Raw genomic sequence first — 17,792 nt, 5'->3', positions numbered from 1 at the left:
ATTTGTGTAATTACTTGTTTGAAATCTCTAAAACTGATTTAGCCGGAAGGATTGGGACCTTGTATACCAATCATGGTGAAATTGAGACTCCAGCTTTTGTACCAGTTATTCATCCAATCAAACAGACAATCCCATCTAAAAAAATTAAAGAGATTGGTTTTGATTTAGTAATTACCAATGCCTACATTACAAAAAATAGCTATGGTGATGAAGCAGTTGAGAAAGGAATTCACAAAATAATTAATTTCGATGGCGGAGTAATGACAGATTCTGGAGGTTATCAAGTTCTTGAATACGGAGATGTTGATGTGTTGCCACCAGATATGGCAAACTTTGAAAGAGGTATCTTAACTGATTTTGCAATTCCACTTGATAAACCAACAGGATATGGAATGCCAATTAAAAAAGCAGAGGCCTACGTAAAACATACTCTAGATGTTTGTAAACAAACTCTAAAGGATAGTGAAGACAATGGTCAAATTTGGATAGGTCCAATTCAAGGAGGAGAACATTTTGATCTTGTTGGAAAATCTACAAAAAGTTTAGTCAACATGGGATTTCAGATGCTTGCACTAGGAAGCCCAGTTGAATTTATGGAGTCCTACGAATATAGATTATTAGCACAGATGATAGTGGCTGCAAAAAAACAGATGCCACATTCAATTCCTTTACATCTATTTGGTGCAGGACATCCTCTCACCATACCATTTGCAATAGCTTTGGGATGTGATACTTTTGATTCAGCATCATACATGCTTTATGCAAAACAACTTAGATACATCACAGATGACGGTACACGATATTTATCAGATATTTCCACATTTCCATGTAATTGTGAAATATGTTCAAAATATACTCCAGCTGAATTTCGTCAATTAGAAGCCACTGAAAAGATCAATCAATTAGCAGTTCATAATTTGTATGCAATTAAACTAGAAGTTGACAAAGTAAAACAAGCAATCTATGAGGGAAGGTTATGGGAGTATGTGATTAAAAAGGCAAGAGCACATCCAAAGTTATTTGAAATGATTGAGGTTATGACTGAAAACTATCAGTTTTTAGGTTTAGGGACTCCCAAATTTAAAGAAAAGGCAATTTTCTTATTCAGTAAAGAGGATCAATATAGACCAGAAGTTCAATCATTCCATAAAATAGTTAGAAAATTCAAATCAAAGAAAAAGAAATTGATCATAACCAAAGAATCAAGTTCAAAACCAGGATATCTTTCACATGAATATGCTGGACTAAAAAAGAAAACTAAAGATTTTGAATCATTTCAAGTTTGCCAATACAATCCTCTTTTAGGATTAATACCAATTGAGATTTCAGATATTTTTCCAGCAGCACATCATGAAACTTCTAGAATAGATTTTGAACCAAATGAATTCCCTGTATTTGAAAAAACATGGAATGAGTTTTTTGCAAACAATAAATTTTCTGAAATTTATTTTGATAAAGAAGATAAATTTCTAAAATATTTTGTAAAGAGTTTACCAAAAGAGATCAAGAAAAAATCTCAAGAGTAATTAAAAATAAGAAAAAAGAATGTGCTAAAAGATGCTGCTTATAGAGCGGCGTCTTCTGCCCAACCTTTAATGAAGATACCGTTTTTGTGAAGAGGTACTGGTTGTCCAGCGGTGTAATTCATTGGTCTCATCCAAAAGATTGATTTTGTTGGACATACACCTATGCATGCACCATCAGAAATACATCTTTCTGGGTAGAAAACAAATGCTTTACCTCTCTTCCAGCCTTCAACAGGTTTGACTCTAAGGACATCAGGACCAAGAGTTGTACAGATTTCTACACATAGTGCACATCCGATACATCTTTGTTCATCAATGTCTGGAAGTATTGCTATTGGCATTACAATGATTAGATTGCTTGATACCTATTTAAACCATGATCAAAATTCATAACCCTGTTATGAAAATGATCGACTCAAAATGTATGCGCAGAATCTAGATTAAGGAATTTAAAAAACAAAAAGACAACGTGTTGTGCACGTTTATTTTCTCATTGCATCTATTTGACCAGAGGTTACCCAGTCAAGTAGTTCTGCTGAAGAAGGATTAAGGTCTGCTTTCTTATTCATAAGATTGTTTACCCAAATCCAGTTGAGTTGATTTAAGAGTGGTTTGTTTGCTTCATCACCAGCACGTGTCTTTGAGACAACGGCTTGGTCTTGCTGTGCTAACCAATCTGCGAAACTTCTTCCCATGAGGATCGGATCTTAGCTTACACTAATTAAAGCTTTTGTAGATTCCACGACAGGCGTTATGATCGGATCGCTGCTAAGAAGGTTTTAAGGTAGATAAAAAGTCATTTTAATTCTTGGATGTTAAAGTTTTAGGTGCTGCAAACGAAGTAGGCCGATCAGGATTTTTAGTCAACTGTAATGGTACAAAACTACTACTTGATTATGGAGTAATGTTTGGAAGAAGAGGTTCACCTCCACAATATCCGCTTCATGTAAAACCAAAGGATTTGGATGCTATCATTATCACGCATGCACATTTAGATCATTCAGGGAACGTTCCATCTCTATTTGTTAGTGGAAATACTGACGTATACGCTACACCTCCAACATTTGACCTTTCAAAATTATTGATTAATGATATGTTAAAAATTGAAAAAAATGCACATCCGTTTGATTTACCTGAATTAAACAATATGATGAAAAATGCAAAGGAAATTGGATTTAAACAAAAAGTAACTAAAGGAAATGCAACTTTTGAGTTCAGAGAATCAGGGCATGTGATTGGTGGAAGTACTGTATTAGTAGAATCTGAGAAAAAACGTCTTTTCTACACAGGCGATATCAAAACAAACGGTTCTCGAATGCTTAGAGAGATGGACATGGATATTGGAGAAATTGATATGCTGATCACTGAGAGTACTTATGCAAAAACACAACAAAAATCAAGAAAAGAGTCAGAAACTGAATTAATAGAATTTGCAAATGAAGTAATGGATAGAAAAGGAATTTTGTTTATTCCATCATTTTCTGTAGAGCGTTCTCAAGAAATAGCATGTATTTTGAGAAGTTCTAACTTTAAACATAAAATAATCATGGATGGAATGGCACTAAAAGTTAATGAAATAATGTTCAAACATCCAGAATATCTAAGAGATCCCAAAATATTTTCTGAAGCTATCAAAAGTGCAACTGCAATAAGAGAACATGCAGAAAGAAAACGTGCAATGGGAGAACCTTGCGTTGTAATATCTCCAGCCGGTATGTTAGTTGGAGGAAATGCTGTGTATTATTTACAACAACTATCTTTTGATAGTAAAAATGGGATAGCCCTTGTATCGTATCAAGGAGAAGGTACACCAGGTAAAAAACTACTAGACACAGGAATGGTTTCAACCAGAGGTAAAGATCTACATGTTAAAGCAGAAGTTAAACAATTTCAATTTTCAGGACATGCAGACAGAAAAGAGTTGTTTGAAATGATGAAGAAAATAAAAGGAAATCCAAAGGTGTGGACAGTGCACGGGGATTCAGAATCATGTGAAATGTTTGCTCAAGAAATTCATGAAAAATTTGGTTTTGAAACACATGCACCTGCAGTTAATGACGAAATAACTGTGTGAGATGCAAAATAACTGTACAATAAATGTCGAAAATTCAATTAATAGTGGCCAAGTATTTCTTTGGAAAAAAAACAAGGATATGTGGTATGGGGTTAATGGACAAGATATTTTAAAAATTTCAAAAACAGGAAAAATTAAATCATATCAGAATACAAAACCAGATTTTTTCAGAAAAAGAGATGATATTGAAAAAATAATTAAATCAATTTCTAGAGATAGTGTTACCAATAAAGCTGTAAAACAATATTTAGGATTGAGAATTCTAGAGCAAGATCCATTTCAATGTTTAATTTCTTTTATTGTATCATCAAACTCTAATATCCAAAAAATTAAGAATAGTTTGGAAAAAATATCAAGAAAGTTTGGAGAAAAAGCTGAATTTGATGATCAAGAGTTTTTTTTATTTCCAAAACCAGAAATAATTGCCAAAGCATCAATAAATGAAATTAAAAGTTGTGGGGTAGGTTACCGTGCCAAATTTATCAAAGAAGCTGCAAATATGATGGCTTTAAAAAAAATAAATTTTGAATACTTGAAGAAATGTAATTACCTAGAGGCAAAGAAAGAGATTTGCAAAATTCCTGGTGTGGGAAACAAAGTTGCAGATTGTATTTTATTATTTTCATTAGACAAATTAGAATCCTTTCCATTAGATAGATGGATGATCAGGATATTAGAAAAATATTATTCTGATAAATTTCAATTAGAAACAAAATCAATTACTGAAAAACAATATGAAATTCTTCATGAAAAAATTGTAAATCATTTTGGGCCATATGCAGGATATGCACAACAGTTTCTTTTCAAAATGGAAAGAGAAAATTACCAAAAGAAGTGGCTGTAAACCCTTAAAATGGTAATTAATTTCTAGGTTTTTGGGCCTATGGCGCAGCATGGATAGCGTGTTGGACTTCTAATCCAAAAGTCAAGGGATCGAAGCCCTTTGGGCCCACTTAACAAAATTATTATGCCAATTTAAAAAGAAAATTTTGTGAAAGATTTAGAATTCAAGTTAAATTCAACAGATATTCATCAAGATTCTGAAATTAAAGGAACCATATTAGTTTCATATCCAGGACGATATGATGGAGTAGTAGTTAATACCACAATTTTAGATTCAAACGAACATATTATTTACAAATCATATAATGAAAAAAAAATATCACAAAATGTTTCAAGGTTATTCATAAACAAAGATGTAATGCCTGAAAATAAAGCAGAATTTACTGCAATAATTAATTTTGAACCAAGTCAGGAATATGAAGTAAAATTTAGAGTATCAATTATTGAGCAACATAAAGAAATTGAAAGTCAGATAATTTTTGCAAAATATTCTAACTAGAATCTACTTAATTCCACAGAAATAGTTCCTTCCATCCATGGATGTGGTGTACAGTGGTATGGTACATCTTGTGGTTCAGTAAATAAGAATTCATAAGTTTCTCCAGGTTTCATTACTCCAGGAGAACCAAATTCTCCACTGAAGCTATCTGTTTGTCTATGATCAGGAGTTACAGTGTGAGCAGTATCATCATTATTCTGCCAAATCACTTTGTTGTTTATAGTCAACGCCACTACAGCCTTGTTTGGAACATAGTTTGGATTTCCTTCTACAACTGCACCAGGGACAATTTCAATAATAAAATCATCTTCCGGATGTAAAATATGATCAGATACAGATGGCTTTGCCAATGATTCTGGAAGATAAAATGAGGTGTAAAATACAACAGATGCAGACATGCCAATGATTAATGCAATCATCCCAATTCCATATGCATGACTTGATGTGGGACCACTCATAATTTTTTCACTCCATCAACATCGTTAGAGCCAATATTTGAATTATTATTTGCACCAACACCCATATCTGCTTGAGTTTTTGGTACTGGTACTTCAGGAGCTAATTCTTTTGCATTAGGTTTTGCATCAGATATTTTTTCACCTTCTGGAAGTTTACTCTGCTCTACAGATACTTCAGGTTCTGCAAGTTTTGGTTTCTCCTCAACTACAGGTATAGGTGCAGGTGGGGGTGCATTCTTTTGTTGACTCATTGCATATCTGTACACATGGAAGAATGCTGCAAATACTAGCAGTATAATTCCTATAAAGAACAATGAAACATTCTTCATTCCCGTCAATGCTGCATTGTATGCTGCAATATTTAGGAACACTTGGAACGCCAATAGTGCAATTAGTAACCAGTTAATCCATTTTTCAGATAAATTGATGGTAGCTACTTTTTGTGGACCATTACTTTTAGCAAGTTTTGATTTTCTTTCAGCTTCATTTGCTAATTTAATCATCATGTATGTGAATCCAAACCCTAGAGGTACCAACAATATCATTGTGGAATAGAAGAAGATTGGATCAATTACCAAACGCTCAACTAACGGTAATTTTGTATCGGGTGAGATATAGAATCCCCAATAGGTCGTAACCATAATTTGAGCAAGGCTTGTAATTCCAAATGCAGTGATGATTGGTCTATCTCTCCAAGAGAATTTCTTGTATCTATCGATAAATGGAATCAATACAAACGATATGATGAATAATAATGGCCACAGTAAACCTGTAACAAATTTGTCATATTGCGTCCTCATGAATGCATAGATTCCTGTAAGATACCATTCAGGAACTGTAACACCGGGCGGTACCGTGGGTTCAAACTTGAATCCCATATCAATTGGGAATACACCACCAGTGATCAAAATAGCACCACCAATTGCCATCACCATAGGAACATCAAATACCAAGAATCTTGGGAAGTGCACTGCCATTAATCCAAGCATAACAATAGGTAGCAAGAATACATGTTGTGCATAGAATCTTAATACAAAGTCCGAGAAACCACTTCCCAGCGCCGCATCACGAATTGTAGGCCCCACTACAGGGATAGATGTTGTTAACGACGCCGCAATACTAATCGCAAGCTCTGCTCTTTCACTAAAAATTACATCATATCCAGTAAATGCTTCAAGAATAGTAACAGTTCCAAGAATAACACCTGTCATCCATAAAACTTCATTTCTGATTTTGTATCTTCCACTAAAGTATTGGTAATACATGTGAAGAACAGCAAGAAGCACCATAGCATTAGAGCCATGGTAGTGAATGTTTCTAATGTGAAAACCAAATGGAACATCATCATTAATGAATTGAACACTGTCCCAAGCTCTATCTAAAATCGGTTGATAGTAAAACATCAGTAAAGCTCCTGACACACCAAGAATAATGAAAACGATGAATGTGAGCATTCCTAAAAATCCAAATGGACTTACAAATCTTGCAGGGAATGAAAATTTAATTGCAGTAAAGATAGTTCTGTCTACACCATCCCAAAGCCAATAAAGGAATGCTACAACCCCAGTTCTTCTCTCAAGCGAAACGGCCATATCCAATTACTCCATTTTCATTTGCGTTAAACTTTGGTGGCATGATGAATACAAAGCCATCTGAATCAATATCTAAAGTTAATTTAGGTAACGTGTTTGATGGTGCTGCTTGCACTGATGCAGGACCAACAAATGCCGTTCCAGTCATTGGATCATACATACTACCGTGACAAGGACATTCACCTCTCTTTCTTCCTTCATCAGGCCAATATTTCCATAAACACCAAAGATGCAAACAGATCATACTAAAAGCTCGTAATGAACTAGTATCTTTTTTATCACCACCTAGTTCTTTTGGTAATCTAATGAATTGCCATTTACGAAATGCTTCTGCATCTAGTGCTGCATCACCAGTTGCCGGATATGTAATTACTTCGGCATGATTAATTGGATAAGTATTGATATTTGCTTGAGTGCCATCAGGTAGAATTACTGGGACCCTTTCAAGAGAGGCCTGATTTGGATTTGGCATGAAATTACCAAATGGGACAAATGGAGCAAAAGCCAATCCTGTGCCTGCTGCTCCTATTAATTTTAGAAAGTCTCTTCGGGATAATCCGCCAGACTTTTTTGTCCCCAGTTCTGACATTCAGCTCTCGTACTCGACAAATTGCTTATAAACCTTATTCAGTTAATTTGGATGTTTTTGTCTAATGATAAAAATGAAAACTAACCCGATCGCAATTCCAATGACTATTCCTACTGCAATTCCAGTACCAAATGGAAGATCAGAATTCATATTATTTGGATCTTTGATTTCTATTTTAGATATAATTTCAGATGTATCATCGATTTTTGCAGGTATTGGTTTTACTTTTACATTGACAGATTCTTGAGAATCAAACATTTCAGCAGAAATATGTGTGAATTTAGCTGCTAGTGTGATTGGTTCGGTAGTTGATGAACCTCCAAATAATGTAGAGTGTGTCAATAGTGTGTAAGTACCAGTTTGGTTAATTGGAACATAGAGAACAGTTGAAGTGTCATCTTTATTTTTCACAGGATAGAAACCTCCACCTTGACTAAAAATTGAACTTCCTAACCAATCAAGTGAAGCCCATCCCAGAAAATGACCAAAGACCCCAGATGGAACATTAGTTTGTATTATTTCTCCTAAAGGATTCATTACAAACACAGATAGGTTTGTGTCATTACTAGTCCAAGAAAGTTCAATTGCTGCAGCGTTGATAGATGGATTTTGAATATCAAAATAGTACTGTCTCCAATCTCCTGCCATGTATCTATTAGCCATATCAAATGCACCTTTTGTGTAACCATTTCCATAAAGAACATCATCACTTTGTGTTCCTTTAATCAAAACAGTAGAATCATTTTCAATTATAGGTTGTTTAATTACAAAAGATATTGGAACATTTGCAATATGTTGTTCACCTTCAAAAGTTAAAAATCCTTGATACACACCTGTTTGAAAATCAGTTGGTGTTACCAAAGTAACATCAACAGTTGATGAACTTTGAGGAGAAACTGAAATTGTTTCAGATTCAGACCAAAGGATAGGCCATTTTTCTTTTTCATAATGGCTAGCAGAAATTGTATAATCCATGGAAGTGGAATTTAATTTAGTATCACCAAGCCAGTAAGAATAACGTGTAGGAACAGGGTAAACTCCAACTAATGGAACACCATCAAATTTTTCATTTGGTTGTGAAACTCTAAGTTCTTGAACAGTTCCCCAAGAACCAGCTCTATTCACCAGAGATAATTCATTACTAGTAATTTTTGTATCGTTATTGTTATCAACCCAATCATAAAGATAAAGAGAAGAGATTTTGAGATCATCGGCATAAATATCTGAAGTATTATTCATAAAATCACTAAATTGAAAATTTAGATTTAATATCATTAGTGATGATTCATCAGGAATTGGATCATCATTGTTAAAAAATCTTCCAAGTTCATCTTGATTTGCAAGTTCAGATAATTTAACATAATTTGGAATGAATGTATCAGTTTTATTCATCAAAGTATCCTGTTGTCTTACAATTGTTGTTCCATTAAATTGAGATTTAGAAATTAATGATAGAGTTTGAGGCTTTACATTTATTGAAAGAGTGTCATTGGTCGGATTGTCAATTGTAAAAGTTGTTGTAGTTCTATCTCCAGATAATAATTGGCCTGCATACCAACTTGTCATTGGAAATGATTTTGAAGGTAGTTGGAACTTTTCAAATCCTATTTTAGTAGAATTAACTTTTTGAATTGCAGGTTCTAGAATGTTTTTGATATTATCATATGAACCATCATTGTAAACAATAAAAGTTCCATTTTCACCATTAACATAATTTAGTGCAGATTCAATATTTACCAAACCAGAACCTTGAGTAAATGGATCATTTTGCAAATCATTTGCAGTGGACATGAGAATATTTTTGATCAAAAAGGAATCATAGTCTTTAGATTGTTTTTTTAATTCTTCAATTAGTATTGCTGCACTTCCAGATACAAGTGGTGCAGCCATGCTAGTGCCACCAAATAATGAAAAAGATTCATTTTTAGAATCTTTATTTATTTTTAGTACATTAGATGGTACAAAACCATGGGCACCTATACTCATTACATCAGGCTTTGGATCTCCTATCGTACCTGGTCCTCTGCTAGAAAAATCAACTACATTATTTGAATGAATTGTTGTGTTTCCAAATCTAGGTTGATCCTTGAAAGGGCCATAGCCAACAAAGACATTGTTTGTAGTAGCACCAACAGATATTCCAAATGGAGAAGCATTTGGCAACCCGATTGTACCATAACCATGACCTGAATTTCCTGCACTAGAAATTATAGTAATGCCAGGATAATCATCATCTAAAGAAGTAGGTGTTGCAAGTACACTCAAAATTAGAGATAGTATATCCATTCCAGGTGATGCTTTAAAGGATGGGAAATTAGATACGCCCCAACTATTAGAAATGATATCAGCTCTTGGATTCCCAGTATATTCCCAAGCATGTTCATTGTTTTCAAATCCTGCAGACCATAACCAAGCATATACAGTATCTCCAAACCATAATGCCTTTACTGGTAGAATTTTTGCATCAGGAGCTACACCAGTAATAGAATATTTTTTTGAGTTGTTGTAAATGTCATAGGTTTCTTGACCACGTGAGGTTACTGATGCAGCACTAGAAGTTCCATGTCCCATAAAATCAGTCATTAAACCAAAAAATTCACCATTAGAATCCAAAGGAGGTAAAAGAGTTCCATTGATTGCCTTCAAAGTATCATCAATGTCAGTTGAATTATTTCTAATTACACCATAAACATCAAGAACTTGTGCACCAAATGTTCCTGCACTATAATCATTTTTTCCATCTTGATTAGAATCATAAACAAGGAATTCTTTTCCACTTCCTAAAACTATTGGTTTCTCATCAGTAAAATCAAAATCATAATTTGGTTTTTGTCCAGATTTTAAATCAAATCTTGTGTAATCTTCCCAAGATGTACTCAAGTCAGGGATTATTGTATCATATACTCCAGGAATAAATGAGTCAACAACTAATACTGGAACAACTTGTATTCTAGCTAATGATCCACTTAATCCGCCTTGATAGATCACACCAAGATGATAAACTCCACTTTTTGATTTGATATAATTTCTATTATCATCACCAATTTTCATATCAGTTGTAAGTGTTCCATTAAATATTACAGATGAACCAATTTGTGGAAAAAATGAATTGTAAATCGGTATGTCAGTACCTTTTCCCCCTTGGGATACATCAAGGAATACACCATCTCGTGTAACATACGCAGATGATGTCATGTGAGAGGGGATCGGGTTACTATAATTTCGAATTATTTCATTTTTATCAATATATGCAAAAAAAGTTGCATTTGTTAAAACAATGCCTTGTCCATCAGGGTCAAGCATTACAGGATGATTGAGATCATTTCTTGCCAGTGAATGTTGGATATCAGGATTTGAAAAGTCAACACCTGTATCTACAATTGCTATTACAGTACCATTTCCTGATGAATTATATTTTGTTTTAGCTAAACTTGATCCAGTGATTTCTCCAATTCTAGAAGCGTCTTGAATTTTATTATTTTGTGAATGAAAATCTAATTTAAAATCTTCAACAACATAGTATCCTTGAGAAACCAAGTTAGATGCAGAGTTTTCTGTAAGTATAGCAACAGAAAAAAATCCAGTATCCGACTGAATTCCATATAATGAATTAGTTTTTGAAAAATCATTTTTTACCAATTTGTCTCCAAAAATTAAATATCTTTTAAAATCATTTTCAGTAAAAAAATTAGAATCAATATCCACAATATCAGAATCAAAAACTAAAGAATAATCATCAATTTCAGATTTTAAATCAACTGGAATGAAAGCATGTGAATTAGTTATCATCGGAGAAAATAATAATATTGAAAAGAGTATAGCCACTTTGGGCATTGATTTGTTTTCTATTCTTATCTTATTATAACTATCTTCTTCTAGCTAAAATTGCTATTTGAAGTGCAACAATTAGTCCCACAGATGCAATGATTGGCAACAATAATGCATTTAGTTGTGCAGAAGATTCACTGATAGATTTTGCAGAAAGTGCAAACGTACCAATATTTTCATCAATTTGGGTACTTGCATATTTTAGAGTAGTGTCAAATCCATTTATTTCAGATTTTAAAATTTCAAGTTCATCCGATGTTTGATCTAAAATGGAATTTAATTTAATTATTTGATTTGAAATCCCCCCAAGATCTTGACTCAACACAGTTGTAGCTGCTGACCCATGTGATGTTGTTCCTTGACTAAATGCAACCACATGAAACACATGAGTTCCTTCTTCTATTGGAGTATAATCAACATAGTATAATCCCTGATGCAATGTCTTAAATGAATTAGATAAAGTTACAGAAACTCCAGAAGGTAGGTGGACGTGAGTTGTGCCCAATAATTTGCTAGGCTCATCTCCAATCAGCAATCCATCACTTGTTGTCTGTACAAAAACTCGAATAGGATGACCTTTTGCAGCAGTTTCAGGAGCAAAAACTAGTGTATTTACAAATCTTTCAACAGTTACATCAAGTAAATCAGTTGTAGATGAAAATTTGATATCAATTTTTTTTGAAACACCGTTTTGTTCTGTACTAATTACTTCAACAGTATATGTTCCATATGGGAAATCAGTAGAAGGTTCAGGCCATGTTAACAATGCATAGTTGAATGTGCCATCAGAGTTTGTGGTAATTTGATCAAATTTTGTAATTGTTTCATCTGGAGCAAAAACTCTAATAATTAAATTTTCTTCAGGTAATCCTTTACCATATACTTGTAGATTATGTGCAGGGGAATAGACCTTGCTGTTTGTAAAAAGTTCAAGTTCTTCTGCAAATGAATTTGGAATATTCATTAGTATAATTAGGAAAAAAATAGAAAGAATAATTTGAAATTTCAATTTAATTTATTCTCAATCTTCTCCTAGATATTACTTGTGAAAAAATTGTGCATAACTTTCGTTAAGAGGTATTCAAAAAAAAGAAAAAAAGGAAAATTAGAACTAGTTTCTTACTTATTGTACAGTTACGGTTGTACTGACTGGTGGTGATAATGCCGTTGGATTATCTACTGATTCCCATACAAATGCAGTTGCTGTGTAAGTTCCTGCTTGTGTTGGAATCCATGATAATGCCGGGCTGAATGATTGACCAGCAGATAGTGAACCTGTAATCCATGCTAGTGAGACTGTAACACCGTTACCATCTTGAATCTGTACCAAGTATGCGAATGATTGCTCTCTATCCTGACCATTTGCTAAGTCAGCGCTGATTTGTACCTGTTGGTCAACGGAGACAGTATCTAAACTGTTACCGAATGCATCAACGGTTCTCAAGTTAGCAGCTGGTGCTCTCTCGAGAGGTGGTACTACAGTGCCGATTAGTGAAGTGGCAGTAATATCAAGTTCATCTGCAGTTGTGTACGGATCTGGTAATGTATTGTCCTCATATTCTGCGGTGACAGTGTCACCTTCTGCGACTCTGAGTCTGTGACCAGAAGATTCATCAGAAACTGTAAAGAATACAGTACCCTCGAAAATTCCAGTTGCCTCATTAGTCTCAGTTACAGTAAGGTCAATACCTCCGGCATCGGAGTCAGACCACACATCGACATCGAAGTTGTCGACTGCTTCTGGATCTAAGTTCATGTCTGGATCAATTACTCTTATTACACCTGTTCCGCTTGCTGGATAGCTTGCTTCAAGCCACTGAACTTCACCAATATTCCATCTGATAAGTGATGAACCAACTACAGTTTCATCCTCTGAAAATTCAAAGGAGACAGTAAGTCCGTCATCATCGTCAGTTTGTAGGAATCCATCAGTTGGGCCGGAGCCGTCTGCTGATGTTCTTGGATTAGTATCACTACCTGTAACGCCATCTGCATCGTGTTCAAATCCTGTTAGGATAATCTCACCTGTGAAGATGCCGGTGTCAGTACCAGTTTCGACGAGTTTGTAGTTGTCAATATCGAATCCTCTGGTTGAGACCTTTATTGGGTCTTGATCAGTGTCACCGATTGAGTCAACTAGATCACCGTCAAAGTTGTGATCTGGTGCGACAATGGTAATGTATACTTTATCAGTCCATGTGTAAACTTTTTGGTCAAGCTCTACAGTTGCGCCAAAGTTAGAAGTGAATATTGTCAAGTTGACATCTTCATCTTCGTTACCTACATAGTCAGCTCCTGATGGACCCCAATCTGTATACTCGAGGCTAATTTCTTCTCCTCTTTCTAAGTTATCACCATCTAAAGTTTGAGGAATCTCGATGACAATCTGGAAGATTCCAGTGCTGTCACCTGTCTCTCTAAAGTTTAGTGGTTCTGGGTCAAATGCGGCTCCTGAACCATCAGCGTCACCCATGGTGACGGTTGCGGCATCAGAGTCCCATTCAATTAAGTCCAAGTCATATGTCTCAGCCTGATCATTGTCCAAATCTAAGTCTGGTTCAATGAGGGTCAAGATCATATCGGATCCGATTATATACACAGATTTGTCAGATTGTAATACACCGTTTCTTAGGTCAAAAGTAGCAGAGTCAGTTACAGTATTGACATCACCTGAAGCATCGGCTGGATCAGTGTATTCTACTTGGAGAATGTCTCCTTGTAAGATACAATAATTTGTGCCTGATGCTGGGGCAGAGTCAAATCTGTTGTCATAACCATTATTACCATTGTCGGCAGTGCCGTCAATTGGAATAAAGTTATTAGTAACTGGACATGTGCTGCTTGCTGGACCATCGGTATATCTAATTAAGATATCAGATTCGAATATTCCTGCATCTGGTGCGATTTCATTCATTGGACCAAATTGTCTAACGTTGCTTGCTGTAGCATTGTTGCCACCGACATCAATGTCACCTGCAATAACAGTTGGACCGCCTGCATATCCTAAGACTACTGTTGAAGCACCTCTGATAACAGAGAGCTTAACAGGTCCGAATGATGTGCCGGCTTTATTTGTTGCAATGGAATCTTCACCACTTGCGGAAGTATCAAAGTCTGGATCATTAACTCTAACGTGGACAGTTAAGCCACCTTTTGCCAAGAACTCACCTGCTTGTAGACCTGCAGAGGACCTTGTGGTACCTGCTGTATCCATTCCAGTTTGGTGGATTGGGAATACGGATCTACTGGTTGGTGTTGTTTTGGAATTGGTGTCATATCTATCTGGAACCCCAAATGGTACCGGATAGACTGTTCTGTCAAGACTTACTGATCCTGTGTTTGCACGAACTCCTGCGGAGTCGCCAACTTCAATGATTTCACCAGATGCATCTCTAAAGTCAACATAGTTAACTTCAATATCGAGACCGGTGACAGATTCAGATGTTGTTGCATCTTCTCTGCACCATGCTCCTGGGATTTGGAAGTCACCAACAAATTTACCGGTTTCAGTACCAGTTTCAATTAATGTGAAACCAGTTGCTGCTAAACCTGCATCAATTGCGGAATCTAATCCACAAGTGTTGGCGGCAGTCCATAATTGATCATCAAATGTGACATCTAGTAATCTACCAAGTTGATCACCGTTGGTGAGTGTAACAGAGGTACCGCCAGATGTAGCGTTTCCGCTACCGACGACATCTCTATTTTGATCACCTGCGGTTGAAACTGTGGTATAGATATCAATAAGATCAGAGTCTACGTTAAGATCTAAGTCTTCTAGTGTGATTGTAACTGTGTCAGCATTCTTGTATGAATCTGCATTAAATGATACGATTCCTGAATGGGATGGGGCTTCTTCTTGATCAGAAACTTGTGTTGTAACGCCGTCTGCACCTAAGTCGTTATAGTTGACTCTTGGTGAATCTTCATCTGTCAAATCTTCAATTACAATGAAACTTGGGTCATTGGCAATTGGAGATAATCCTAGATAGGTAGATTCGTCGTTAATGTTAAGTTGGTTGATCATGACATATTCCAAGCTACCTGTAAAGGTACTTGTATTATCACCTGTTTCTTCAGCTTCAATTCTGATGATTTGGTTAGCAATTCTTTCGTCTGCTTCTAAACCATCATTACTGAAACCAAATGAGAAAAAGTCTGCGACAATTGGTTCTGTTGCATCAAGTGCTGCAATTGCAGTGTTAAATTGGAATAATAATCCAATGTTTTTACCTGATGCGCCAGTTGTATTAAACAATGCTGCTTCAACAGCAGAGTTGTTTAATGTTACCAAATCTTGTGCGCTTCCACCATCAACTATCTGAACATAGAAAGGAGCGCTAGCACTAAGTGTTAGGCTATCTCCTGACGTTGTTAAGATGGATGAAGTTGAGTTTACCACAAAGATATCTACAGAGTTGGCAGTTGGAGAGAGAGATCTAATATCATAATTGAATAAGTTCCAACCGGTGAAGGTTGTTGATCTTTTATCATTTATTGATGCTTGAAGTTCTTCCAATGTTGTCTCTAGATCAATCAAAATAGATGATACTGTACCTGTTGAGTTTACAGTGTTAGCTGCCTTTAGAAGGCCTCTTTGACTGAATTTCTCAACATCTACTGTACCTGTACTATTTCCAAGTAGATTACTACCAGTTGGGGTTGTAATTTGGCCTGAGCTACCTACGCCTGTGGCGATGGTTGCTAAGGTTACATTAGAAGCCAAAACTTGTATTGATGCTGCTATGGTGCTTCCTGATGGATTTACACCACTCTCACCCAAAGTAAATGGGTCTCCTGTACTAAGTGCAGGAATGAGAGTTATATTTGGATTGTTTACATCCAAATCTTCATCAGCTCTACTGTTTTTGTTTTGATCTCCATCAACGATAACTATTGGAATCTCTTCACCAGAGTTCCATTCGTCATCTGTTGCTTGGATATCTACTGTTGCAAAGTCAAATCCTACAAGAATAGTCTTGGCTGATTCATTGTAATCAATAGTTGCAGAGGTTCCCCTTGCTGCATTGCTAGTGATTTTTAGTACTGATACATCTGATTCATCATATGTACCAAATACCCCACTGTTTGGACCTTGTTCGACGATTGTTACTGGAACTGATCCTGATCCTAATGTTGCTGTTGCAGCTGTTACACCAAATGCTGTTGCATTATTGGCGCTTCTAGTTGAATTCAACTTTGTTAAGATAGAATCATCGTTGTCCTGTATTGTGAGTACTGGATTGGCTGCACTTTGTGCATTAGTATTAACAAGGAGTCTACAATTGTCCTCACACATGAGGTCATTTAATGTATTTTCAATGTTAATTGCTGTACCACCAGAGGCTCCATTTTCATCGAATACTTGATAATGCGGACCAGGTCCGGCATTAGCTGTTACATTGGCAACGTTAGTTGCAAATGTCCAAGAGTCTTCATCAGTTGGGTCAATGTTTAGCCATAGATCAGTAATTGTTGCGTGGACTTGTGATAATTGCGGATACTTTACTCTGTCTAAACCTACATTGGCAAATTGATCAACAGTATCAAAAGTAAGTGTTGTTGATTGAACACCACCACCTTTGTTGTACTGTACGACAACGTTACCAGTTGGGTTTAGATTGTAGAGTTGTATGAAAGGCCATACACCGTCACCACTTTTAAGGCCGATTTGACCTCGGTTGACGCTGCCTGAAGATGCTACTGGTTGTTTTGCTTCTCTAACAACATTGATTGTACCATTTTCGGTAGAACCAGCTACTGTTAGTGCTGTACAGGTATTGGTGATAACACCACCTGTTGAGCTACCAGTTTGTGTACCATTGGCTGTTACACCAGAAGTTACGTTTGCACTGATTGGAAGGGCTATTCCGGATGTTTGAGATGTCTCAAATCCTAGAGCAGCTGTACCAGAAGATGCAGCACAGAAAGCACCAAAGTCTAATCCGGATCCAATGTTTGCTATTGCAACTGTTGAATCTGCGATTTGAGCTTGGTTACGGTCTGCAAAGTAACCATACCAGTTACCGTCAACTGCTTGTACCATTCTCAGGTCTTTGCCGTTTACGGTTACGTCTGGTTCACCTTTTGCTTGGTCTGTATCGTTAATATCTGAGTCTATCACAACGACCTCAATTACTTGAGGTCCTGACATGTAGTTATCAAACTGTGAGTTTTCTGCGGAAACAAATAGGTTAGCGTTGGCTGCATGTGCAGCTGGCATAAAGCCAGGGGCTGCAATTGTCATACCGCCTGCTAACATAATTGTCATTAATGTAAGACTAGTTATTTTACGTCCTATTTCGTTATTCATGTTATTGGCTTTTTTCGTAAAAATTAGTATAAAAGACTAATGGACGAATTGTCCACAATTATTGGATTTT

12 protein-coding genes and 1 tRNA gene are annotated in these 17,792 nt (G+C 35.9%); 5 read left to right on the top strand and 8 right to left on the bottom strand.

Features of this window, described 5'->3' with window-relative positions; translation table 11 throughout:
* The first annotated feature begins 14 nt into the window (after positions 1-14).
* Positions 15-1,526, top strand: coding sequence for a tRNA guanosine(15) transglycosylase TgtA (tgtA, locus tag ACW9W4_RS03550; RefSeq protein WP_457761137.1), 1,512 nt, complete (start codon positions 15-17; stop codon positions 1,524-1,526).
* A 38-nt stretch (positions 1,527-1,564) separates the two neighbouring features.
* Here the strand turns inward: tgtA and ACW9W4_RS03545 are convergent, their stop codons facing one another.
* Both ACW9W4_RS03545 and ACW9W4_RS03540 read right to left on the bottom strand, forming a co-directional pair.
* Positions 1,565-1,867: an ATP-binding protein gene (locus tag ACW9W4_RS03545; protein ID WP_007403030.1), complete on the bottom strand. Its 303-nt coding sequence runs from the start codon at positions 1,865-1,867 to the stop codon at positions 1,565-1,567.
* 141 nt (positions 1,868-2,008) lie between these two features.
* Complete coding sequence (locus ACW9W4_RS03540) at positions 2,009-2,221, bottom strand: hypothetical protein (protein ID WP_179362500.1); 213 nt, start codon at positions 2,219-2,221, stop codon at positions 2,009-2,011.
* Positions 2,222-2,334: 113 nt separating this feature from the next.
* Here ACW9W4_RS03540 and ACW9W4_RS03535 point away from each other — a divergent pair, with 113 nt between their 5' ends.
* The 4 genes from ACW9W4_RS03535 (at position 2,335) to ACW9W4_RS03520 (ending at position 4,942) form a co-directional block, all read left to right on the top strand.
* The gene (locus ACW9W4_RS03535) at positions 2,335-3,600 is read left to right on the top strand and encodes an MBL fold metallo-hydrolase (protein ID WP_457761136.1); all 1,266 of its coding nucleotides are present in this window, start codon (positions 2,335-2,337) and stop codon (positions 3,598-3,600) included.
* A 1-nt stretch (position 3,601) separates the two neighbouring features.
* Positions 3,602-4,444, top strand: coding sequence for a DNA-3-methyladenine glycosylase 2 (locus ACW9W4_RS03530; protein WP_457761135.1), 843 nt, complete (start codon positions 3,602-3,604; stop codon positions 4,442-4,444).
* A 33-nt stretch (positions 4,445-4,477) separates the two neighbouring features.
* Positions 4,478-4,552 (top strand) — tRNA-Arg (locus tag ACW9W4_RS03525).
* A 39-nt stretch (positions 4,553-4,591) separates the two neighbouring features.
* On the top strand, positions 4,592-4,942 hold the full coding sequence (locus ACW9W4_RS03520; RefSeq protein ID WP_457761134.1) for a hypothetical protein: 351 nt from the start codon (positions 4,592-4,594) through the stop codon (positions 4,940-4,942).
* Here the strand turns inward: ACW9W4_RS03520 and ACW9W4_RS03515 are convergent.
* The 6 genes from ACW9W4_RS03515 to ACW9W4_RS03490 all read right to left on the bottom strand — a co-directional run bounded on the left by ACW9W4_RS03515 (position 4,939) and on the right by ACW9W4_RS03490 (position 17,722).
* Positions 4,939-5,400 carry a cupredoxin domain-containing protein gene (locus ACW9W4_RS03515; RefSeq protein ID WP_457761133.1) on the bottom strand — a complete coding sequence of 154 codons (462 nt, stop codon included), beginning with the start codon at positions 5,398-5,400 and terminating at the stop codon, positions 4,939-4,941. The genes ACW9W4_RS03520 and ACW9W4_RS03515 overlap by 4 nt on opposite strands.
* Positions 5,397-6,992: a cytochrome b gene (locus ACW9W4_RS03510; protein ID WP_457761132.1), complete on the bottom strand. Its 1,596-nt coding sequence runs from the start codon at positions 6,990-6,992 to the stop codon at positions 5,397-5,399. The genes ACW9W4_RS03515 and ACW9W4_RS03510 overlap by 4 nt, the downstream gene beginning before the upstream one ends.
* A complete protein-coding gene (locus ACW9W4_RS03505) occupies positions 6,976-7,581 on the bottom strand; it encodes a twin-arginine translocation signal domain-containing protein (RefSeq protein ID WP_457761131.1) in 606 nt (201 codons plus the stop codon). Before ACW9W4_RS03505 ends, ACW9W4_RS03510 begins: the two co-directional genes overlap by 17 nt.
* A gap of 42 nt (positions 7,582-7,623) precedes the next feature.
* Positions 7,624-11,415, bottom strand: coding sequence for a S8 family serine peptidase (locus tag ACW9W4_RS03500; RefSeq protein ID WP_457761130.1), 3,792 nt, complete (start codon positions 11,413-11,415; stop codon positions 7,624-7,626).
* Between the two features lie 31 nt (positions 11,416-11,446).
* Positions 11,447-12,373 carry a methyl-accepting chemotaxis protein gene (locus ACW9W4_RS03495; protein WP_457761129.1) on the bottom strand — a complete coding sequence of 309 codons (927 nt, stop codon included), beginning with the start codon at positions 12,371-12,373 and terminating at the stop codon, positions 11,447-11,449.
* A gap of 159 nt (positions 12,374-12,532) precedes the next feature.
* A complete protein-coding gene (locus ACW9W4_RS03490) occupies positions 12,533-17,722 on the bottom strand; it encodes a hypothetical protein (protein WP_457761128.1) in 5,190 nt (1,729 codons plus the stop codon).
* Positions 17,723-17,792: the final 70 nt, after the last annotated feature.

This window comes from Candidatus Nitrosopumilus sp. bin_7KS, from assembly GCF_054095835.1.
This window is presented reverse-complemented; position numbering and strand designations above follow the sequence as displayed.